Origin of the sequence: Thermocoleostomius sinensis A174 (assembly GCF_026802175.1) — a bacterium.
In the GTDB taxonomy this organism is placed as follows: domain Bacteria; phylum Cyanobacteriota; class Cyanobacteriia; order Elainellales; family Elainellaceae; genus Thermocoleostomius; species Thermocoleostomius sinensis.
On record NZ_CP113797.1, the window covers coordinates 5,530,333 to 5,550,879 of the forward strand.

Consider the following 20,547-nt stretch of genomic DNA (forward strand, 5'->3'; position numbering starts at 1 on the left):
AGTCTTGACAAGCGCCAATTATATGTATATACATATTTTATGAACGATCGACCCTTTGAGCCAAATTTTGCAGTGCTGAATCAGGTTCCCACGGTCTGCATGGGAATGCATATTCGTCGGGCTTCCCGGATCATCACGCAGGTGTACGATGCTGCATTGTATCCAGCAGGATTGGCATTGAACCAATTTACGCTGCTTGTATCCATCTACTTAGCAGAATTCATTACCATTACTCGCTTGGCTCAGGAGTTATTCACTGACCAAACTACCCTGACTCGCAATCTCAAAGTCTTGGAAAAACGGGGCTGGGTGGCGATCGAACCGGGAGACGATCGGCGGGTGCGGTTGGTGTCTTTGACGGCAGAAGGGCGAACCGTCCTGGCGCAAGCCTTGCCGCTTTGGCAACAAGCTCAAACCGAAGTCATGCAGCATTTTGCCTCAGAGCAATGGCAAACGTTGCTATCACTGTTGTCTGAGGTGAGGGCGATGAAAGGCGATTAAAAGAGATTAGCCGTCAAATGGGCTCAAAGTTTTAGTCTCTAGCCTTTCTCTCGTCTTTACTTAGGAAAAACATGTATATACATAAAAATAGAGGTGAACATGGCAAAGTTCGATACCCATCCTACTGTGCAGTGGTGGCGGCAACAGGCGGTAGTCCAATCCTCGGTAAGGCCAGCAAGCTTGAATGCGGAGTCGTTGCGATCGCTGTGCCTGGAAGCTGGGGCAGATGATGTGGGGTTTGTGGAAATTGCCCGTCCGGCCGTTGAGGATCAGCGATCGGAGATTTTGGCGGCGTTTCCGTCTACCAAAACGCTGGTTAGCTTTGTCTGTCGCATGAATCGAGAAAATATTCGCACGCCGGCTCGCTCTGCCACGAATGTTGAATTTCATGCTAGCTACGATCACACGAATGAGGTAGCCCGCCGCATTGCCAAAACCTTGGAACAAGTCGGCATTCGGGCAATGGTTCCGGGGGCAAGTTTTCCGATGGAAATGGATCAGTTTCCGGGGAAGGTGTGGGTGGTGTCGCATAAACCGATCGCCGTTGCCGCGGGATTAGGCCATATGGGCATTCATCGGTTGGTGATTCATCCCAAGTTTGGCAATTTCATTTCGCTAGGAACGGTGCTGCTGGATGCTGAGGTCACAAGCTACACTTATCCGATCGATTACAATCCTTGCTTGGAGTGCAAACTTTGTGTGGCGGCCTGTCCGGTGGGGGCGATCGGTGCAGATGGTCACTTCAATTTCTCTGCCTGTTACACCCACAACTATCGAGAGTTTATGAGCGGATTCACCGACTGGGTAGGAACAATCGCTGACAGTAAAAGCGCTCGCGATTATCGTCAAAAGGTCAGTGATGCCGAATCGGCGTCGATGTGGCAAAGCTTGTCGTTCAAGGCAAACTACAAAGCCGCCTACTGCATGGCCGCCTGCCCCGCCGGAGAAGACGTGATTGCGCCGTTTTTAACCGATCGCAAAGCCTTTGTGCAAGCGGTCGTTAAACCTTTGCAAGACAAACCCGAAACCATCTATGTAGTGCCTGGCTCGGATGCAGAAACCTATGTGGCGCGACGCTTCCCGCATAAAACAGTGAAACGAGTCAGCAGCGGCATTCGTCCCAAATCCATTCAAGGATTTTTGTTTGGATTACCCTTACTGTTTCAGCGAGAACAGGCAGAGGGCTTGAATGCGGTGTACCATTTCACCTTCACCGGAGCGGAAGCCCGCCGCGCCACTGTCATCATTCGAGACAAAACGGTGCAGGTGCAAACCGAGCATGTAGGGAGAGCCAATCTATTGGTGACAGCCGACAGCAAAACTTGGTTGCGGTTTCTTGCCAAAGAATACAATCTGCTCTGGGCACTGTTGCAAGGCAAAATTCGACTCAGTGGCTCACCGAAGTTGCTTCTGGCGTTTGGCAAGTGTTTTCCTGCTTGATTGTTTTGGGGCTGAATCTGGTAGGATATCCTAATCCTTTTTTAGAAAGAGCGATTCCCTCATCGTTTCAGTGAGTTCCCTGCTGACATCACCCCATTACATTCATTAAAAATCAGTTGGTTCGACTGATCGGTTGGCTCAATCATCCGATCGCGCCCGATGTGATCTGAGGTTTTCGTTATTTCCCAATTCTCGACTGAACCACAAAGCTTTGGCAGTTGTGGGAATTCTGAGCTAGTTATCCAAGACAGTGCCTTCGATGGTTCAACCGCTTGTTCCTTCTCCCACGGGTTCACTGCAAGTTTCTGCCCGAGCCGCAGAACCGAGTGTTTGCAGACATCCTGCGTCTTTGCAACCAGGACAACCTCTGCTCTCACTGGTCATTCCCACCTTCAATGAAGGGCAGAACATTCAAAGTATGATTCATCAGTTAAGCGATCGCCTCGATCGGGTGTTGCCGGGGCAGTATGAGCTAATTGTGGTGGATGATGATAGCCCAGACTACACCTGGAAATTGGCGCAAGAGCTAGCACCAATCTATTCCCACCTGCGGGTGATGCGACGCCAACAGGAACGGGGGCTATCAACCGCGGTGATTCGTGGCTGGCAGGTGGCGCGAGGACAAGTGTTAGGAGTTATCGATGGCGATCTGCAACATCCTCCAGAGGTGCTGCTGAGGTTGTTGGCGGCAATCGACCAAGGAGCCGACTTAGCCGTGGCCAGTCGTCATGTCCAAACCGGGGGCGTCAGCGAGTGGAACTTGCTACGGCGGGTGTTATCGCGAGGCGCACAAATTTTGGGATTGCTGATTCTGCCAGGAGTTGTGGGGCGTGTCTCAGACCCCATGAGTGGCTATTTTTTGGTGCAACGGGCTGCCATTGCCGATCGGGTGCTGAGTCCGGTGGGATACAAAATTTTGCTGGAAGTGTTGGGACGCGGCACTGTTCAACGCATTGCGGAAGTTGGCTATGTCTTTCAAGAGCGACAAGAGGGCGAAAGTAAAGTGACGTGGAAGCAATATGTGCAGTACCTCCAGCATTTGTGGCGATTGCGATCATCCCCTACTCAAGCTGCCCGCCCCGCCTTGTCATTACCCGTGTTGCGCTTTTTCCGCTTTGGCTTAGTGGGCTTGAGCGGTGTGTTAGTGGACATGGCGCTGCTCTATGTGCTCAGCGATCCAACCGCCTTAGGGTGGGGACTGACTCGCAGCAAAATCATTGCCTCTGAGTTCGCCATCATCAACAACTTTCTCTGGAACGATCGCTGGACGTTTGGCGACATTGCCCGGCAGCAAACCGGCTGGAACAAACGCCTCAAACGCTTCTTGAAGTTTAATTTCATTTGCTTAGCTGGCCTAGTGCTCAATGTCTTGATTCTGAATGGGCTGTTTAATCTTTTTGGCATCAATCGCTATATAGCCAATCTGCTGGCGATCGCCGCTGTCACTCTTTGGAACTTTTGGCTGAACCTGAAGCTCAGTTGGCGCGTCACGGATGCCAACTCTTTGCCTCGGTAGCACTACGGAGGTTTGTTAACCGGGGGAGGAGCTATGCTAAGACTGACTCAACGTTTCCTCCAAACTCAGCGATGAAATTTATATTTGTGATCGCCACAACCGTTTCAGGGCTAGTTGGTTCAGGACTTGTTGGAGTGATGTCCACTGCATGGGCAGATACACTCCCTCCTCTGGAGATTCATCATTCCGAAACTCAGATTTCGGAAACGCCGATCTTGTCAGACCCGTCATCACAGGGTGCTTCCCAAACTAATCCACAGCACCTCGATCGGTTAGAAATGCAAATCAATCAAGAGGTGGGCAGCGATCGTCGTACCAACCAACCCCAAACTCCACTTGCCGAACTAGATGAGGTACTGGATTTGCCCGAAGGTGTAGTAGTGCGCGGCACACAGCGGGGAGGATTGGCGATTGGAGGAGAGTTTTAACAACCTATACTTTTATTTTTTTACTTTCTTTACTTACCGATAGCTGTCCTTACCGACCCAATCGATTGGGAATGCCTTCGCACCCCCCCGGAATTGTGGCTCTAGTGGCGGAACCGCCCCAAGCGCAGCAGTAATAATGCTGCTCTTCAGATAGGCGTTGGACGCCCGTAAAATCAGCATTCTCGATCACGGCTCCCGTAAATTCACCTGTTTTATAGTTGGGCAAATCTTCGCGGGTGCGGGGTGTAGCAGTTTCAACAGAGCCATAAAACAAACGGCTACCCATCATATCAGAGCCAGCCAATGTTGTACCGTATAAAATAGTTCGCGCAAAATTGGCCTTGACGAGATCGCAACCATTCAGGTTGGCTCGAATCAGGTTGATATCACTCAGATCTACCCAGCGCAAATCCGTTCCAGCTAAATCACTACCCGCCAACATCACGCCTAAATCAATCACCTTAGTGCCATAGTCGCGATCTTCAGCATAACCACCCAGCCCATCTAGAATCGCTCGCCCCAGCCGACCATCGCGTTTCAGCGGCGTCAACAGGCGTGATTGCGATAAAAACCGCAGCACCTTGGCTTTTCCTTGCGCGTCTACGCTGCCCAAAATTGCGGCGGTGCGTCCTTCGGCAATGGCGCGTTCCAACGGCAAATCTTCCAACAGTCCTTCTTCATCCAGCACTAGCTCAGAAATGCCCTGAAAAAACGAGTCAATCGTCTGCTGCTGGGTAATGATATTTTGCTGAATCGTTAAGTCCTTGGAAATCACATATTGCCGCCAGGCAACATAGACTGCCAGAATTGCAATCAAGATTTGTCCAACTGCGCCGATAACTTCCCCAGTGGCCCCCACTGCGTCCCAGTTAAGCCGTTCATACCAGAAGCGAATCCACTGTCCAGCACCGCTCAGCTTCAGTAGCCCCACACTGGCCGACACAAACCCAACGATGCTAATCGTTAGAGTGCGCTGTGGGGGGGAAAACAATTCAAGCACGACCGATCGCAAGTCTGCCCAAATGACTTGCAGCGACACCAGCAGCGCTACGATCGCCCCAGCAAATCCGATCCAGAGGCTGCCAATGGATAGCCCGATTGTCATCACAATCAGCGCCACGATGATAATCAAACCCAACGGCGGCATCTCCAAGGGGGCAGGTTTTGCCGAGGCTGGCAGGGTTGTTAAAGTTTGGGGCGGTGTTGTATCAGTTTGAGAGAGGAGCATTTCAGACGTTTGAACCGGAAACCCATCATCGTCGATTTGAACCTCTAATCGATTGGGCTGAACAGGTTCAGTAGGACCAGATGCTCCATTTGGCGGGGTAGACGGGAACGATCGGTGGTTTGGTGCAGTCATTGCAAGGGGGGTGGGGCAGTCAAAACCCCTATCCTAACAGTAGCGTTACGAATTCCTACTGTTCCCGAAATTTCTTGTTGTGTCAATCTGGGTCAAGCGGTTTTGATGAAGCTTTGATTGAGTATTTAAAGCGGAGGCACAGTAAATAACTCGGTAAACAACTCGGTGTTCGATCGAGCTTCTCGCTGAATTTCTCCAGTCTGTAAAGCTTGACGCAACTTTTGTAGTGCAATGAGGTCAGCGGGTTGATAGCCACGCATAGCCAACATTTGCCGGATTAGTCCTTCTGATTCGACACTGAGATATCCGGTTTGAAAAGCAGAATGCACAAGACGGTGAAGCATAGCAGATTTCTAAGGACAGGAAGCGTGTTGCGCTATGGGTGAGCGCGTGACCGATATTAACCCGATCGCTGTATCATTTTGTTTCTAGCAATTCCAGTGTCAGCGATTGTGACGTTGCAACAATTGATGCAGATCTAAGCGGTTGCGTGATCTTGACGGTCAATTTATGTGATATCAATCACATATTGTTCGCGGGATCAAGGTGGTGGCACGCGATGGTAACCAATTTTGAAATTGCGAATAACTAACCATCCGGTCATCAGCGCAGCAGCACTCATTAAACAGTTCATCTAAACAGTTAATCTGAATTTTTTGTTCGAGATTAAAACTCCCAAGAAAATTGAGTCAATTTTTTTTTCTAGAGCTAAAATTTCCTGAGCCAATCTCACAGGAGGAAATTACGGAATCGATTACACCCGACAACCCAAGTTAGTGGAGCGAGAAGATGGTGGTGTGATTGGAGTTAGGTCAGGCGTTGAAGTCACTGTTTGGAACAAGTGTTTGTCGCTCGGATAACACCTGGTGTGAGCGCGATTTTTACGGATCAATACATAATTCTTCGCAACTGATAGTTGACCCTGAATATGGTGATTAGAACCGTATTCAGAAATATAAACCAGGTAACGTGGCAAGCGATGAATTAGACAGAGTTGAGAACGTGAAGCGGAATTGAGTGAATGAGTGGAATGAGGATAGAGTCGATGGTACAAGCTGAGAGTTCTTCATGGCAGACTTCGGTCGTTGAACTGGCCCGGGCTGGAAATTTACGGGCGATCGCCTTTTGGATCAATCGCTATTTAGTGCCCCAAGGCATTTGTGCCCAAGTTTTGTCAGATAAGCCGGGATATCTGCTGGTTCGGGTGGTGTGTCATCGCGTTCCCGATCGCGATCGATTGGTAGATTTCATCTGTTATCGTTTGAGTCATCTCAACTCGCAGGTGATTCGTGCTATTCGTGTGACAGCCCAACTAGTGGGACATTCCAAACTGCTCTGGGAAAAAACAGCCGTTGTGCCGTCGGCACCCCAAGCTTCAGCCACTATGAAGCTGCATCCGGCTCAATCCGTTTTGTCATCTCCACGTCAAACCATTCCACCTCATGCCTCTAGGTCGTCGCCTGCTGTTCAAACTGTGTCCTCTACCAAACCAGCGAGCCACACTCCCCAACCACTGACTACAACGGTTGCTTCTGAGTCGGTATCTGAACAAGCTGTACCGTCACCTCGTCCAGCGGTGCGCAAGAAGAAACTGAAGCCAAAGCGCCCAATTTTCGTGCAGTGGTCTCGATCGGCAGTGCGGCAGGCGATTGTACTGCCTGAAACCGTGCGGCAATTGTCGGTACAATCGGTGGATTGGTTTAGCGAGCAAACGTTGCCTGTGCGGGCCTTGACGGTGGGTGGCTCAGCCATTGCCATATTTTTTGTAGGCTGTGGCTTTGAACTGATGCGACAATATACGATCGATCCAGGCTTTGGGCAATCGGGTACTCCGTTTCAGGCGTCATTTATCCGCAATAAGCCCGGAATGGTTCAAGCGGCGTTGGATCAAGTTCCTGTGATTCGTCCGACAGTGGCCAATCCAACTGATCCCAGTGTGACGCTCTTGTTCAGCAATCGTGCGGCTTTGGGGCGTGTATCTGAAACAGCGGCTCTAGCAAATCGAGCAAATTCTAAACTCAATCCGTCAGACCCTACTCCGTCAGAGGCAACCCCTGCTCTTGAAGGTGGACTAGACGCTTACCATCAAGCAGACTTGGTGATGACCAGCTTAGATCATTCGCTGTCGCTTCAGCAATTACTTGCGGTTCCTCGTGATTCTAGCAATCGAGCTAGTGCTGAGCAACTTGTGTTGCCCTCTCCAGAACAGGAAATGGCGGCTTCCGGCTTAGGACACGATCGATCCAATCAATCCCAGGTGACTCAGGATAATACCCGCCAATCGGCTGGAACTGAAACCACCATTCACGAGTTACTTGCTAACGGAGTGGATGTAGTTAATTTGGCCAATGATCTGTCGGTTCAACCTCAATCAGCTGAAGTGGTGCAAACGATCGAGGTGTTGCAGCGCAGCAACATTCAGTTTGTAGGAACCGGAGATAGTGAGCGAGAAGCTCGGCAACCCCGAATTTTTGATGTGAAGGGACAGCGAATTGCTTACCTAGGATATGCTGATCCAACCTTGACTGGAGCATTGGCGATCGAAACGGGTATGGCTGCAAGTTTAAAAGAACAGATGGTTGAAGACATTCAATCATTGCGGGATCAGGTGGATTGGATCGTGGTTAGCTTCCGCTGGCAGCGCGAACTAAGAGCGTATCCAGAAGCTTGGCAGGTAGAACTTGCTCATTTGGCGGTTGATCAAGGAGCGGATTTGGTTGTGGGCTATCATCCTCATCTTACCCAAGGAGCCGAAGTCTACAAAGGACGACCGATTGCTTATTCGTTGGGCAGTTCAGTTGAAGAAATGGCTGAACATACTGAGTATGGTGATGATGAGTGGGATGAGTATAGTGAGGAGTCTGAGGTTGAGCAGGGCATCGAGGAGCTAGGGGGCGATCGCCGCACGGTTTCTTTGAAGGTGACGCTGCACGATCAGCAGATGAAGGTAGAGTTCTTGCCAGTGCAGTTACGTTCAACCCACGTTGCCCTTGCGACAGGAGAGGACGCCGCCAAGACACTGGGCTATTTGGAACGAGCTTCTAGCTTGTTTGAACAACCGCTGCGATCAGCGATAACTCTGGATGCACGGGTGCGGATGTCGTTGCCCTCGGCTCCAGATTCGGATTTGCCCACAGAGCCGTTTCTTGCCTATCCAGAATCGCCCACAGACGAGTAGATGGGAAAAGCTATAGGCTACAGTAAAACTAAAAACTAAGGCTAAATGACGATGACAGCTAGTTATCGATCGCTTAGCCTTCTATAGCAGATAAGGCAGGCTACACCCTTTTCTTCCCAGGAGGTTATTCGTGTTTGCAATCGCCCAAGAACATCAACAATATACAACCTACGTTCTCACAGATGCGACGGCTCAATCGCGTTTGGAAGTTGTACCAGAGCGAGGTGGCATCATCACGCGATGGCAAGTACAGGGACAAGATTTACTCTACCTAGATGCGGAACGGTTCGCCAATCCGTCCATGTCGGTTCGCGGTGGTATTCCTATTCTTTTTCCAATCTGTGGAAACTTACCTGATAATGCTTATACGCACAATGGGCAAACGTATACACTGAAACAGCATGGGTTTGCGCGTGATTTGCCGTGGCAAGTGGTGGATCAAGAAACGCAGGAGGGGGTGGCGATTACGTTGGTGCTAGAGAGTGACGATCGAACTCGTGCAGTGTATCCGTTTGATTTCCATCTGCAATTCACCTATCGGTTGCAAAATAATTCTCTAGAAATTCACCAGACATATACTAACCGTTCTTCAAAACCAATGCCCTTTTCAACAGGGCTGCATCCCTACTTTTCGGTGTTCGATAAAACGCAACTGAGCTTTGATATCCCCGCCACGAAATACCAAGATCAAATTAATAAAACAACGCACTCGTACACAGGCAGCTTTGATTTTGACGTGGACGAAATTGATATTGCCTTTCGAGACGTGTCGAGGCAATTTGCTGTTGTGACCGACCCCAACCGCAAGTCGCGGCTGACGATCGATTATGATCTGGTCTACTCGACGCTAGTGTTTTGGACTGTGAAGGGTAAAGATTACTATTGCTTGGAGCCATGGACAGCCCCTCGCAATGCCCTTAATACGGGTGAAGCCCTAATCCAACTAGAACCTGGAGCTAGCCTTAATACCTTAGTTGGCTTCTCGGTGGCGTTTCTTTAGTAGTTCCTAAATAGTTCTAGGGTCTATCTAGCCCATGAGAATCACATTATCAATGACATGAATCACACCGTTGTCGGCTTCAATATCAGCAGCAATTACCGTTGCATTCTTCACCTCAAAGCCCTTTGCCAATTTCACAGGAATCGTTGAGCCTTCCGCTGAGGTTAATACGGTTTGATCTGCCAAATCCTGTTGTTTTAGCTTGCCCGGTACTACGTGGTATTTCAAAATTCGGGCAAGCTGTGGTGGATTCTGTACCAAGGTTTGCACGGTTCCAGGTGGAAGTTTGGCAAATGCCTCATCGTTTGGTGCAAATACCGTGAACGGGCCCGGACTCTTCAACGTTTCAACCAATCCAGCCGCTTTGACGGCAGCGACCAAGGTTTCAAATGAACCAGCACTGACTGCAATATCAACAATATCAGGCATAGGGGGGTAACAAATAAGGGACAAAGAGATTGTAGGGTGGGCAGTGCCCACCTGACAGAGTTATTGAGTTCGATCGTCACCGATAGTCTTGGCTTTGAATTGCGCGGAGTCGCGCTTCTGGGCGCAGGAATCGATCCATCTGTGCTTCAAAGAATTTGCGATTGGACATGAGGTGATCGGGATTAGGATCATCTAGTGGATACAACAACGCTGTTCGTAAGGCTTGAATGACCGCAGAGGTGACGTTATACATCGATCGCTGAAAGGTAATTCCCAACTGGATCAGCATGTCATCCTCACCACGACAATGCTGTTTATAATAATCCACTAGGTAAGGCGGCAAGAAATGCAGCATGTCTTGCATCAGTAAGGTAGGCGGAATTCCAGCGCTGCCGACTGGAAATACATCAGCGTATAAAATGCCATAATGAAAATCCTTTTGGTCGGCTGGCACTTCATTCGCTTGGGCATTGTAAGATTTCGTTCCCCGGAACGGCGAGGTACGGTAAAACACTGCTTCTACATACGGTAATGCAGCCTCGTACAACCAGGTAAAACCTTTAGATTTGGGAATGATTTCATAGCATTCTCCATCAATATAAACATGATGATAAATGGGGCGTCCGGCGATCGCAAAAATACCATTCACCAGAAAATTCATAGCATCAGGAACGCCCTTGAACCCACCTTCATCGTAGATATCACTCATCTCAAAGAAGACAGGAGCCATCACTTCCCAGAACAGTCCCAAATTAGAGTAATAAGACAATTGCCGCACTTGTTCCAAAAACATATCTGGAAACAGCTTGTACAGCCCCAGCATCAATGGGTTCTTTTTGAAATAGGCGCGAATCGCTCGATCGGCATTTTGTTTGTATTCTTCTGAATCTAGATACGCATCAAACTGATTCACTGGCGCATACATATGGCGGTGCCAAAGCATAGCCCGCATACATTCTTCGGCAAACTCCATATTGATGCGATCGTGCCACCAGTGGTGTAACAGCTTCGGCAGCTTTTTCTTGACCTCGCCTTTAGCCATGAACTCTAAGAGTTCTGGATGGGCAGTTGCTTCACCGCGCCAAATGCGTAGATCGGCATCATCGCCTGCATAGTGATTATGTCGCTGTAGATATTCCTCAGAAATAAAGTATTTGAAGAACGGCAGCGGATTCAAAAACACTTGCTCGGCAATGTAGAGCAGATCGCGCCAGTAAAAATCCATCGGCACTGCATAGGCTTTGTAGATGCCGATAATTTGCATCAGATTTTCTGGTGTATCTGGCAACATCGAGCCACCTGCTTCTAGGCGATGGATGATGTCCGCAAATTCATGATTGGAAGGAGGGATACTTGTCGTAGATTGGGCGATTGTTGTTGCAGTCATAGTCACGGTTGAGATTGGGGGTTAGGAATTGGAGGTTCGGGGGTTGGGTTTAGGGGGTGGGAAGCGTTAGGGGCGCAATGGCGATCGATTCGGTTCGATTTGAGGGTGCAGCCGCGACAAATGCGGTTGTAGTGGTTTCAGTCCAACGTACTAACCAAGTGGGCTGAATCCCTAAAAACAGAATCAGAATCGCTAAAACTAGGGCTGGAACTTTCTCAAGTAGAGACACTTGGGGATAGTAAGCCGTCGCGTTATCGAGTTTGCCGAAACAAGTACGGTTAAGCAGAATCACAAAATAGACAGCGGTCATTCCAGTGCCCAACACAGCGAGGAGGGTTTGTACGGGAAACACAGAATAGCTGCCCTGGAAGATTAGAAACTCTGCTACAAATCCTGCTAACCCAGGAATGCCCGCGCTGGCCATTGCTCCTAGAATCAACAGCGCACTGACAAATGGCAGTCCTCGAATCGGGTTGAGTAGCCCATTCAATACATCCAACTCGCGGCTACCCACTTTCGCTTCAATTACACCAACGAGGTGAAACAGAATTGCCAGAATCAATCCGTGCGCCAACATCTGGGAAACAGATCCCACTAGTGCCAGCGGCGTTAAGGCAGCAGCCCCTAGCAAAATATAGCCCATGTGCCCCACGGAGCTATAGGCAACCATGCGCTTGATGTCTTTCTGAGCGATCGCTGCAATTGCCCCATACAGAATGCTAACACTCCCCCACGTAGCCAAAAATGGCGACAGCACCGACCATGCTTCGGGAAATAGCTGTAAGCCAAATCGAAAAATGCCATACGCACCCAATTTTGCCAAGATGCCGCCTAGCAAAATGACCACGGGAGTTGACGCTGCTACGTAGGTGTCCGGCAACCAGGTATGAAATGGAACCAGCGGCATTTTAATTCCAAATCCGACCAGCAGTACACCCAGCAGCGTGATTTGCAAGCCCAGCGGTAACGTCTGTCCTAACACAGATTGGTAGCTGAAGTCAGGTGCTTCTCCTAGCCAAACTAAGCCCAGGAACCCGGCCAAAATTAACACACCTGAAAGGGCTGTATAGATCAGAAACTTGATGGCTGCATACTCGCGTTTTTCACCGCCCCAAATGGCAATTAGCAAGTAGAAAGGAACTAACTCTAGCTCATAGAACAAGAAGAACAAGAGCAGATTTTGAGCCAAGAATGCACCTGCCACGCCACCACTGACTAGCAGAATCAGCGAGTAAAACAACCGGGGACGCTCGATCGTGGCAGTACTGCTGAAGATAGCAATCCAGGTTAGTAAGCTGTTTAAAGCCAGCATTACCAACGACAGTCCATCCACCCCCAATTCATAGTGGAGTCCCAGTGCTTCTAGCCAAGGGACGTATTCTTGAAACTGAAGGGCGGAATTGTGAATATCAAATTGAGTGAGCAACCAGATTGTCCACAATAAGACGCCACCAGCAAGCCATGTCGCCCCTGCCCGAATCTGATAGGCAGATAGGTGGATAGGCAGGAAGCCAACAATCGCAGCGCTCACAATGGGTAGCCAGATGAGAAGACTGAGCATAGCAAGGATAGGGAGAACAGAGGACGGATGAAGAAAGAAGCAGGAAAAGCAAGCGATCAATTAGCTGAGAAGAAATGATCAAGCAGTGGCTATAGGTGTCCCAGGAATGACCAACTCATAAGGATCACCAGCGCGACTGTACCGACGGCGATCGTCAATACGTAAAATTGGCTCTGCCCAGAGTTGGCATACTTTAGGGCCGCTCCGCTGAGCATCGAGGACAAGCCCACCAAGTTAACGAAGCCATCTACTAGATAGCGATCGAACCAGTCCGTTACTCGCGACACGATGTCTACACTGCCTACAATACTAGAGCGGTATAGGGTGGGTGTGTAGAAATCGTAAGCAAACAGGTCTTGCAGCGGCTTCCAGGGAAGGCGAATTGGCTTGGACACAACATTCCCCATATAGAGAATGGCTCCAAGGCTGAACCCAAATATACTGGACCAAGTTAGCAATAAGGCGAGATCCTTATTGAGGTCAGCCCACGCAGGCAGGAGGGAAAAACTTTGCAAGATCATGGGCACATGCAGTGTAAACCCTGCCAAAATCGTCATCGGTAACGTCACAGACCAAATGTTTTCAGGGGCCCGTTCGCTCATGGGTTGAGCCTTGCCAGCAAACACAAGGCTAAAGGTGCGGGTGACACTGAAAGCCGCTAATCCGTTGATTAGCAAGATCAAACCTACTAGCCAGGGGCGATCGTTCCACAATCCATCGACCAGCTTCAGCATCGCCCAGAAGCTTCCTAGGGGTGGAAGGGCCGCAAGACCCAGCGCACCTGCAATAAATGACAATCCAGTGATAGGTCGGCGACTCCAAAGTCCTCCTAGTTGAGTTAAATCCTGACTGATGCAGTTGAGGACAATCGATCCAGTGCTTGCCACCAAGGTAGCCATTGCCAATGCATAGGTTAAAACTATCAGCAGCGCCGCTTCTGTTTGCTGAGCACCGACCGCAATAAACACAATTCCCATGTAAGCGCTGACCAAATAGGAAAGCGATCGCTTGATGTCAATTTGGGCAATCGCAATTAGGGTTCCGCCAATGGCGGTGACGGCTCCGATTGCGATTGTGGCATTCAATACTACTGGCGATAAAGCCAGGACTGGAGCCAGTTTTACTAGTACCCAGGCTCCCGTAGTGACAACGACTGAATTTCTCAGAATTGTGCTGGGGAAGGGCCCTTCCATGGCTTCATCAAGCCACAGATGTAGCGGAAACTGAGCACATTTACCCATTGGCCCAGCAATCAGGGCAAATCCCACTAAGGTAGCCACCTTCGGATCAACTACAGCGGTCTGGCTCCACAGCGCCAAGTCGTGATAGTTCCAAGTTCCAGCTAACGGGTAAATGGCCAAAACTCCCATCAGCAAGAACAAGTCCCCTACCCGCTTGGTTAAGAAAGCATCGCGTGCACCCGTTACTACCAAGGATTGGTTAAACCAAACACCAATTAGCAAGTAGGTTCCAAGGGTAAGAATTTCTAGAACCATGTAGCTGAAAAACAGCGAATCCGAGAGCACTAAGGCACACATCCCCGCTTCAAATAGGGCCAGCAGGCTAAAGAATCGGGCCCAGGCCCAATCCATTTCTAGATAGCCAACGGCATAGATTTGAGCCAAGAAATTTAGCCCAGTAATCAGCACGATCGCTCCCAAGGTCAGGGACGACAGTTCAACCGGAATTGCCAAATTCAAACCAGCTACCTGAAGCCAGGGGAATTCAAAATACTGTGGTGGTTGTCCGAACGTATCAATCAACGCGAGCAGTCCATGACCAAATGCCAGAAACGTTGTAATGGCATTGACATATCCAGCGGGGCGGGGTCCTGTGCGTCGAGTGATTGAAGGAAACCACAAAATAGACAACACCATGCCCACGATCGGGTAGAACGGAATGAACCAAGCCGATTGCAGAAGAAACTGAGTCATGCAACTAATCCTCGGAACAGCGCAGGGTTAGCTCGCACAGATAATATTTTATCTATGCTTTGAAAATTGAAAATAGACTAAATTCTATGCTTTTCAGCATAACTTAAAGATTGTTCTCTGCAAACTAATTTAGAGATTACTCTTTTGAAAAAGATCTATAAGAAAAAGCTGTAGGTGGTCAAAGCCTTATCTACAGCTTATTCTAGTTTGGTCATTCAGCTACGATCGAGCGGAGCATTTTTAAGCTCTATCTAGGGTTGGTTGCCAATCGGTTCTCATTTTTTTCATGTTTGTTAGCTCTCTGATTTAAGGTTATTCAAGCCAGAAATTACCCGCGCTGTATCAATTCGATCGCCCGGCTGGATTTGATCCACCACATTCATGCCCTCGGTGACATAGCCAAACACCGCATAGCTGCCGTCGAGAAAATTGAGATCGGCTAACGCAATGTAGAACTGGGACGAGGCAGAATCGGGAACGTTCGATCGAGCCATCGCAACGGCTCCGCGTGTATGCCGCAACTTAGGAGCAGTACTGATGCCTGCTGTTTCGAAGGTTTGGCTATAAATGGGCTGTTCAGCCTCAGTGGGTTGAATTTCCAAGGGAATGTAGCGGGGTTGTCCGGTGGCTGGATCAATGAAGCTTCCAGTGCCTAATTGATTAATGGGAACATTCGGATCTTGACTTTGCGGATCACCGCCCTGTACTACAAAAGGCTGAGGATCGCGTACCACTCGGTGAAAAGATAGCCCATTGTAGACCCCTCGATTGACCAGATCCACAAAGTTTCCGGCTGTGATGGGCGCATCAACACCGTTTACTAGAATGCGAATGGGACTGCCCTTCACTACTAGCTCAACGATCGCTTCTCCCTCTAAACGCGGCAGATTTCTGAAAGCTGAATCTGCGGTTGACGCTTGAGCCACATCTGGGCTTGCTGAATTAGCCGTATCTCGACTGGCGGTGCATCCACCCAAAATCAGTGTTCCCACAAGAAACAAAGCCATCAGACTGCTGTAAAGTTTCGTTCGTACTTTCATATCCGTTGTTCATTTCCATGATGTTTTGGTTGCCCAAGCTACAAGACTAACGAATCCTGATGCGCTCCTTTGCTGACGCACCGCAATTTTTTTGTAAATCTTTTTTGTCTATCTCTGAACAACGGATATTAATGGTGTGTAAGCAGCAGTAGGCTGGGAGTGCGTTACTTCTAGCAAAGAAATGGGCAATCTAAGGCTGTGCCTCTTGCAAGTGCCCGTTCTAGCAACATTCCTAACCCCAATGAATATTCTTCTGATTGGTTACTATGGCAAACGCAATATTGGGGATGACTTGTTTGTGCAGCAATTAACTCATCATCTAGCGCAGCAAGAGAATGTCGAGTCCATCTTTGTGTTTTGTCAAGAAGCCTATTACCCACCAATCAGTTCTAAAGTTCACTATTTGCCATCAGAAACGCTATCAAAGTTTAAGAAAATTGAAATACTTCTTAAAACAGACTGCATTGCCTGGGGAGGTGGCACATTAAATATTTCTAGTAAGCCGACTAGTTTGCTGCGGCTGCAAACCTTGGCAACAATACTGCGGAAACAATTTTGTTTTCTGGGGATTGGGTTAGAAGGAACAGAGTCTGGTAGTACAGCGGTAGCTCGTTTGTTTGAGCGCTCGAGTTTGCTCTATTTGCGCGATCGTCACTCTTACAACGTTGCCACTCAGCAGTTATCGAGTGCCCATCAGATTTGCCTGGGAGGAGACCTAGCTTTTCTAGATGTGTCGTTGTATGAGAACTTTATTAAGTCTCCATTGGTCAAGAGCGATCGGCTTAAGCATGTTGCCTTTTGCGGCAAATTTTGGTGGGGCGAGGGACGGGCAGAATTCTATGCCAGATACTTGAATGCTTTGATTGACGCTTATCAAACCACCATTCATTTGCTGCCAGGACACATGGGTGCCGAGCGCAATGACAACCAATTTCACCAACTTTTGCAAAAGTATCTACCTATCAGCCATTGCCAAATTCACGAATGGCAGCAGCCAGCAGACTTTCTCACGATTCTTAGCCAGATGGATTGTTGCATCAGTAATCGGTTGCATTCCCTGGTTACTGCCGATCTGCTGGGGGTTCCCAATCTTGGCATTGGCAGTCATCACTCCAAAATTGGTCATTATGTGATGAAAAGCGGCATGATACCTAGTTTGCGGATTGCCGACCTGATGGAACCGCTGTTGCTCGATCGCATTGAGGCCTTGGTCAATCACTATCAGCGCCCAACCGCTTTTATTACTAACGAGTCGCAAACGGCTCGGCTTAATCTGCACAAGCTTTTTACCTATAGCCCTTCTAGAGGCACACCCAAAAATCGAGCGAGTTCGGCTCCCTGATTTTCTAATTCAGACAGCGGCAAGGGTTGACCAACTCGCGTCAGGGGCAAATCGCCTTTGCCTTTAACGCGTAGATACAAAGCTCGACGGGGATTCAATCCTTCTTTGATGTCTGCCTTGATTGCTTGAACATCGTCTAGTGGGTAAACCAACTCAATTCGGCGATTTTTGCCAGGAAATCCTTGACGAAAGATCGTGGCAGTTCCCTGTTCCTTATTGAATTCGTTATAGCCACCGCCCACATCCCATAGAATAATTAACCACAAATAAAGCGCCAGCAGTGTTCCTGCAATGCCATAGAACGTCATGGCAATGCCTTGTGGAATAAACACAAGCTGAACCGGATCTGAAAACGGCAGCAGATTAACTTTGAAATAGCTAGAAAGCCCAGACAGTAGAAAGCCGACTCCTCCAATGGTCGAGATTACAGCCCAGAAATAGTTGCTGAATCGCCGCGCTCCTAGAATCGATCGCCGTAGAATCAAATGATTCTCATGTTTAGAAGGATTGGATGTTGTGGGTGCTGCCATAGAGTTGCCTAAATTGAAGATTACTGAAGTGGAATGCTATGCAAACGTCAAAGAGCCTAACAAAGTTCATCGAGAGCTAACAACGACAGCGCCTTAGCGAAAAAAGCGCGATCCTAAATCTGCCAAGATCCTAAAACAATGTCATCTAAAATTGCTTTCTGAGAATGGGACGTATCAGATTGTAAAATTTCTCAGATATACCTATCATATAGAAACGTTAAATCCTCTCTCAGCAAGCTGGAGCAACGGCCAGCTACACGCTTGAGTAGAGGAGATATGGAACCAACACCATAGTTTGATTCCATATTGACTAACGTAACATTCAACGATCGTTTCATCCTCTCAACAGAATGTTCTTAGGCTCTGAGAGCAGGTGGTTGATTCAAGAGGATGTCATGTCATATTAAGAGGTTATGAAATGACCATAGCAATGGGACGAGCGCAAGCAGAGCGAGGATGGTTCGACGTCCTCGACGACTGGCTCAAGCGCGACCGATTCGTCTTCGTCGGCTGGTCGGGACTTTTGCTGTTCCCGTGCGCCTACCTGGCTCTGGGCGGCTGGCTGACTGGCACCACCTTCGTCACCTCCTGGTACACCCACGGCATCGCCTCGAGCTACCTGGAGGGCTGCAACTTTCTGACCGTGGCAGTGTCAACGCCCCCCAACGCACTCGGACACTCCCTGCTGTTTCTGTGGGGACCTGAAGCCCAGTGGGACTTCACCCGCTGGTGCCAACTGGGCGGGTTGTGGACGTTTGTCGCCCTGCACGGTGCGTTCGGACTGATTGGCTTCATGCTGCGGCAGTTTGAGATCGCTCGCTTGGTGGGCATCCGCCCGTACAACGCCATCGCCTTTTCGGCGCCGATTGCGGTGTTTGTCAGTGTGTTTCTGATGTACCCGCTGGGACAGTCGAGTTGGTTTTTTGCCCCCAGCTTTGGGGTAGCGGCGATATTCCGGTTTCTGCTGTTTTTCCAAGGGTTCCACAACTGGACGCTGAATCCGTTCCACATGATGGGAGTTGCCGGAGTGTTGGGCGGTGCGCTGTTGTGTGCGATTCATGGTGCGACCGTGGAGAACACGCTGTTTGAGGACGGCGAGGGTGCCAACACCTTCCGCGCCTTCGAGCCGACCCAAGCGGAAGAGACCTACTCGATGGTGACAGCGAACCGCTTCTGGTCACAGATATTCGGGATTGCCTTCTCGAACAAGCGGTGGTTGCACTTTTTCATGTTGTTCGTGCCGGTAACGGGCTTGTGGATGAGTGCGGTCGGTGTGGTCGGACTTGGGTTGAACCTGCGGGCGTATGACTTTGTGTCGCAGGAGATTCGAGCGGCAGAAGACCCGGAGTTTGAGACGTTCTACACCAAGAACATCTTGTTGAACGAGGGCATCCGTGCTTGGATGGCTCCTCAAGACCAACCCCACGAAAACTTTGTATTCCCTGAAGAGGTATTGCCCCGTGGTAACGCTCTCTAATAGTCCAATCATGATGAGCAACCGCGACCAGGAATCATCTGGATTCGCTTGGTGGTCCGGTAATGCTCGCTTAATCAATCTATCTGGTAAGCTTTTGGGTGCCCATGTTGCCCACGCTGGTCTGATTGTTTTCTGGGCTGGAGCCATGACCTTGTTTGAGGTGGCTCACTTCATCCCTGAGAAGCCCATGTATGAGCAAGGATTGATCCTGCTGCCTCATCTGGCAACGCTAGGCTGGGGCGTCGGCCCTGGTGGTGAAGTAATTGATACGTTCCCCTATTTTGTGGTGGGCGTACTTCACCTAATTTCTTCAGCCGTTCTCGGTTTTGGCGGTATTTATCACGCTATTCGTGGCCCTGAAACGTTAGAAGAGTATTCTGCGTTCTTTGGCTATGATTGGAAAGATAAAAATCAAATGACCAACATCATCGGATATCACCTGATCCTGTTGGGGGTAGGCGCATTCCTGTTGGTTTTCAAAGCCATGTTCTTTGGCGGTGTATATGACACTTGGGCGCCAGGTGGTGGGGACGTGCGAGTAATTACGAATCCCACGCTGAACCCTGTGACTATCTTCGGTTATCTGCTGAAAGCACCGTTTGGTGGCGAGGGTTGGATCATCAGTGTCAACAATATGGAAGACATCATTGGTGGTCACATCTGGGTTGGCTTCATTTGTATTGCTGGTGGTGTTTGGCATATTCTGACAAAACCCTTTGGTTGGGTACGTCGTGCCTTTATCTGGTCGGGTGAAGCGTACCTCTCCTACAGCTTGGGTGCATTGTCGCTGATGGGATTCATTGCTTCCACCATGGTATGGTATAACAACACTGCTTATCCCAGCGAGTTCTATGGACCGACAGCGGCTGAAGCGTCTCAAGCGCAAGCACTAACCTTCTTGATTCGTGACCAGCGCTTAGGTGCAAATGTTGGCTCGGCCCAAGGTCCAACAGGTCTGGGTAAATATTTGATGCGCTCTCCGACGGGTGAAATCATCTTCGGTGGTGAAACCATGCGCTTCTGGGACTTCCAAGGGCCCTGGTTAGAGCCATTGCGCGGGCCAAATGGCTTAGATCTAGACAAGATTAAGAATGACATTCAACCGTGGCAAGCTCGTCGTGCGGCTGAGTATATGACTCATGCACCTTTGGGTTCGTTGAACTCGGTAGGTGGTGTGGCTACTGAGATTAACTCAGTGAACTTTGTCTCTCCTCGCGCTTGGTTGGCGACTTCCCACTTTGTTCTTGCCTTTTTCTTTCTGGTTGGTCATTTATGGCATGCAGGTCGTGCCCGGGCAGCGGCGGCTGGTTTTGAGAAAGGGATCGATCGCGAGAATGAACCAGTATTGTCCATGCCAGATATCGACTAAGCTTGATCAAACCAATTCAGTCATGATTTAGTCAAACGCTTTTAATTCAAAGGCT

General features: G+C 49.3%; 17 protein-coding genes. 9 read left to right on the plus strand and 8 right to left on the minus strand.

Going from position 1 to position 20,547, the window contains the following annotated elements:
• The first annotated feature begins 39 nt into the window (after positions 1–39).
• The 4 genes from OXH18_RS23985 (at position 40) to OXH18_RS24000 (ending at position 3,885) form a co-directional block, all read left to right on the plus strand.
• Complete coding sequence (locus OXH18_RS23985; RefSeq protein ID WP_268610046.1) at positions 40–501, plus strand: MarR family winged helix-turn-helix transcriptional regulator; 462 nt, start codon at positions 40–42, stop codon at positions 499–501.
• Between the two features lie 99 nt (positions 502–600).
• Entirely contained in the window at positions 601–1,941 is a 1,341-nt protein-coding gene (locus tag OXH18_RS23990; RefSeq protein WP_268610047.1) for an SCP2 sterol-binding domain-containing protein, read from the plus strand.
• A 259-nt stretch (positions 1,942–2,200) separates the two neighbouring features.
• Positions 2,201–3,457 (plus strand): glycosyltransferase, encoded by a 1,257-nt coding sequence (locus tag OXH18_RS23995; RefSeq protein WP_268610049.1) that lies wholly within the window; start codon positions 2,201–2,203, stop codon positions 3,455–3,457.
• 71 nt (positions 3,458–3,528) lie between these two features.
• Positions 3,529–3,885 carry a hypothetical protein gene (locus tag OXH18_RS24000; protein WP_268610050.1) on the plus strand — a complete coding sequence of 119 codons (357 nt, stop codon included), beginning with the start codon at positions 3,529–3,531 and terminating at the stop codon, positions 3,883–3,885.
• 49 nt (positions 3,886–3,934) lie between these two features.
• Here the strand turns inward: OXH18_RS24000 and OXH18_RS24005 are convergent, their stop codons facing one another.
• Together OXH18_RS24005 and OXH18_RS24010 are read right to left on the minus strand one after the other, a co-directional pair.
• Entirely contained in the window at positions 3,935–5,245 is a 1,311-nt protein-coding gene (locus OXH18_RS24005) for a pentapeptide repeat-containing protein (RefSeq protein ID WP_268610051.1), read from the minus strand.
• Between the two features lie 125 nt (positions 5,246–5,370).
• Positions 5,371–5,589, minus strand: a complete 219-nt coding sequence (locus OXH18_RS24010; protein ID WP_268610052.1) for a hypothetical protein — start codon at positions 5,587–5,589, stop codon at positions 5,371–5,373.
• 701 nt (positions 5,590–6,290) lie between these two features.
• On the opposite strand from OXH18_RS24010, the gene OXH18_RS24015 reads away from it, so the two are divergent.
• Entirely contained in the window at positions 6,291–8,423 is a 2,133-nt protein-coding gene (locus tag OXH18_RS24015; RefSeq protein ID WP_268610053.1) for a CapA family protein, read from the plus strand.
• A gap of 130 nt (positions 8,424–8,553) precedes the next feature.
• Positions 8,554–9,423, plus strand: coding sequence for an aldose epimerase family protein (locus OXH18_RS24020; protein ID WP_268610054.1), 870 nt, complete (start codon positions 8,554–8,556; stop codon positions 9,421–9,423).
• Between the two features lie 27 nt (positions 9,424–9,450).
• Here OXH18_RS24020 and OXH18_RS24025 read toward each other — a convergent pair whose 3' ends face one another.
• The 5 genes from OXH18_RS24025 to OXH18_RS24045 all read right to left on the minus strand — a co-directional run bounded on the left by OXH18_RS24025 (position 9,451) and on the right by OXH18_RS24045 (position 15,774).
• Positions 9,451–9,852, minus strand: coding sequence for a fasciclin domain-containing protein (locus OXH18_RS24025; protein ID WP_268610055.1), 402 nt, complete (start codon positions 9,850–9,852; stop codon positions 9,451–9,453).
• Between the two features lie 76 nt (positions 9,853–9,928).
• Positions 9,929–11,239, minus strand: coding sequence for a CO2 hydration protein (locus tag OXH18_RS24030; protein WP_268610056.1), 1,311 nt, complete (start codon positions 11,237–11,239; stop codon positions 9,929–9,931).
• Between the two features lie 49 nt (positions 11,240–11,288).
• A complete protein-coding gene (locus OXH18_RS24035) occupies positions 11,289–12,800 on the minus strand; it encodes an NADH-quinone oxidoreductase subunit M (protein WP_268610057.1) in 1,512 nt (503 codons plus the stop codon).
• An 89-nt stretch (positions 12,801–12,889) separates the two neighbouring features.
• Complete coding sequence (locus OXH18_RS24040) at positions 12,890–14,734, minus strand: NAD(P)H-quinone oxidoreductase subunit F (protein ID WP_268610059.1); 1,845 nt, start codon at positions 14,732–14,734, stop codon at positions 12,890–12,892.
• Between the two features lie 293 nt (positions 14,735–15,027).
• Entirely contained in the window at positions 15,028–15,774 is a 747-nt protein-coding gene (locus OXH18_RS24045; protein WP_290428428.1) for a peptidylprolyl isomerase, read from the minus strand.
• 241 nt (positions 15,775–16,015) lie between these two features.
• On the opposite strand from OXH18_RS24045, the gene OXH18_RS24050 reads away from it, so the two are divergent.
• The gene (locus tag OXH18_RS24050; RefSeq protein WP_268610061.1) at positions 16,016–17,116 is read left to right on the plus strand and encodes a polysaccharide pyruvyl transferase family protein; all 1,101 of its coding nucleotides are present in this window, start codon (positions 16,016–16,018) and stop codon (positions 17,114–17,116) included.
• On the opposite strand, the gene OXH18_RS24055 is transcribed toward OXH18_RS24050, so the two are convergent.
• Complete coding sequence (locus OXH18_RS24055; protein WP_268610062.1) at positions 17,065–17,646, minus strand: photosystem I assembly protein Ycf4; 582 nt, start codon at positions 17,644–17,646, stop codon at positions 17,065–17,067. The two genes, OXH18_RS24050 and OXH18_RS24055, sit on opposite strands and share 52 nt — an antisense overlap.
• A 418-nt stretch (positions 17,647–18,064) precedes the next feature.
• Here OXH18_RS24055 and psbD point away from each other — a divergent pair, with 418 nt between their 5' ends.
• Positions 18,065–19,123 carry a photosystem II D2 protein (photosystem q(a) protein) gene (gene psbD / locus OXH18_RS24060; RefSeq protein ID WP_268610064.1) on the plus strand — a complete coding sequence of 353 codons (1,059 nt, stop codon included), beginning with the start codon at positions 18,065–18,067 and terminating at the stop codon, positions 19,121–19,123.
• Positions 19,107–20,492 carry a photosystem II reaction center protein CP43 gene (gene psbC, locus OXH18_RS24065; protein ID WP_268610065.1) on the plus strand — a complete coding sequence of 462 codons (1,386 nt, stop codon included), beginning with the start codon at positions 19,107–19,109 and terminating at the stop codon, positions 20,490–20,492. Before psbD ends, psbC begins: the two co-directional genes overlap by 17 nt.
• Positions 20,493–20,547 lie beyond the last annotated feature (55 nt).

Excerpts from the sequence above, each read along its gene's own strand:
- OXH18_RS24025 (WP_268610055.1), bottom strand. The coding sequence starts at position 9,852 with ATGCCTGATATTGTTGATATTGCAGTCAGTGCTGGTTCATTTGAAACC.
- OXH18_RS24040 (WP_268610059.1), bottom strand. The coding sequence starts at position 14,734 with ATGACTCAGTTTCTTCTGCAATCGGCTTGGTTCATTCCGTTCTACCCG.
- OXH18_RS24000 (WP_268610050.1), top strand. The coding sequence starts at position 3,529 with ATGAAATTTATATTTGTGATCGCCACAACCGTTTCAGGGCTAGTTGGT.
- OXH18_RS24010 (WP_268610052.1), bottom strand. The coding sequence starts at position 5,589 with ATGCTTCACCGTCTTGTGCATTCTGCTTTTCAAACCGGATATCTCAGT.
- OXH18_RS24050 (WP_268610061.1), top strand. The coding sequence starts at position 16,016 with ATGAATATTCTTCTGATTGGTTACTATGGCAAACGCAATATTGGGGAT.
- OXH18_RS24035 (WP_268610057.1), bottom strand. The coding sequence starts at position 12,800 with ATGCTCAGTCTTCTCATCTGGCTACCCATTGTGAGCGCTGCGATTGTT.
- OXH18_RS23990 (WP_268610047.1), top strand. The coding sequence starts at position 601 with ATGGCAAAGTTCGATACCCATCCTACTGTGCAGTGGTGGCGGCAACAG.
- psbD (WP_268610064.1), top strand. The coding sequence starts at position 18,065 with ATGACCATAGCAATGGGACGAGCGCAAGCAGAGCGAGGATGGTTCGAC.
- OXH18_RS24045 (WP_290428428.1), bottom strand. The coding sequence starts at position 15,774 with ATGAAAGTACGAACGAAACTTTACAGCAGTCTGATGGCTTTGTTTCTT.
- OXH18_RS24015 (WP_268610053.1), top strand. The coding sequence starts at position 6,291 with ATGGTACAAGCTGAGAGTTCTTCATGGCAGACTTCGGTCGTTGAACTG.
- OXH18_RS23995 (WP_268610049.1), top strand. The coding sequence starts at position 2,201 with ATGGTTCAACCGCTTGTTCCTTCTCCCACGGGTTCACTGCAAGTTTCT.
- OXH18_RS24005 (WP_268610051.1), bottom strand. The coding sequence starts at position 5,245 with ATGACTGCACCAAACCACCGATCGTTCCCGTCTACCCCGCCAAATGGA.
- OXH18_RS23985 (WP_268610046.1), top strand. The coding sequence starts at position 40 with ATGAACGATCGACCCTTTGAGCCAAATTTTGCAGTGCTGAATCAGGTT.
- OXH18_RS24030 (WP_268610056.1), bottom strand. The coding sequence starts at position 11,239 with ATGACTGCAACAACAATCGCCCAATCTACGACAAGTATCCCTCCTTCC.
- OXH18_RS24055 (WP_268610062.1), bottom strand. The coding sequence starts at position 17,646 with ATGGCAGCACCCACAACATCCAATCCTTCTAAACATGAGAATCATTTG.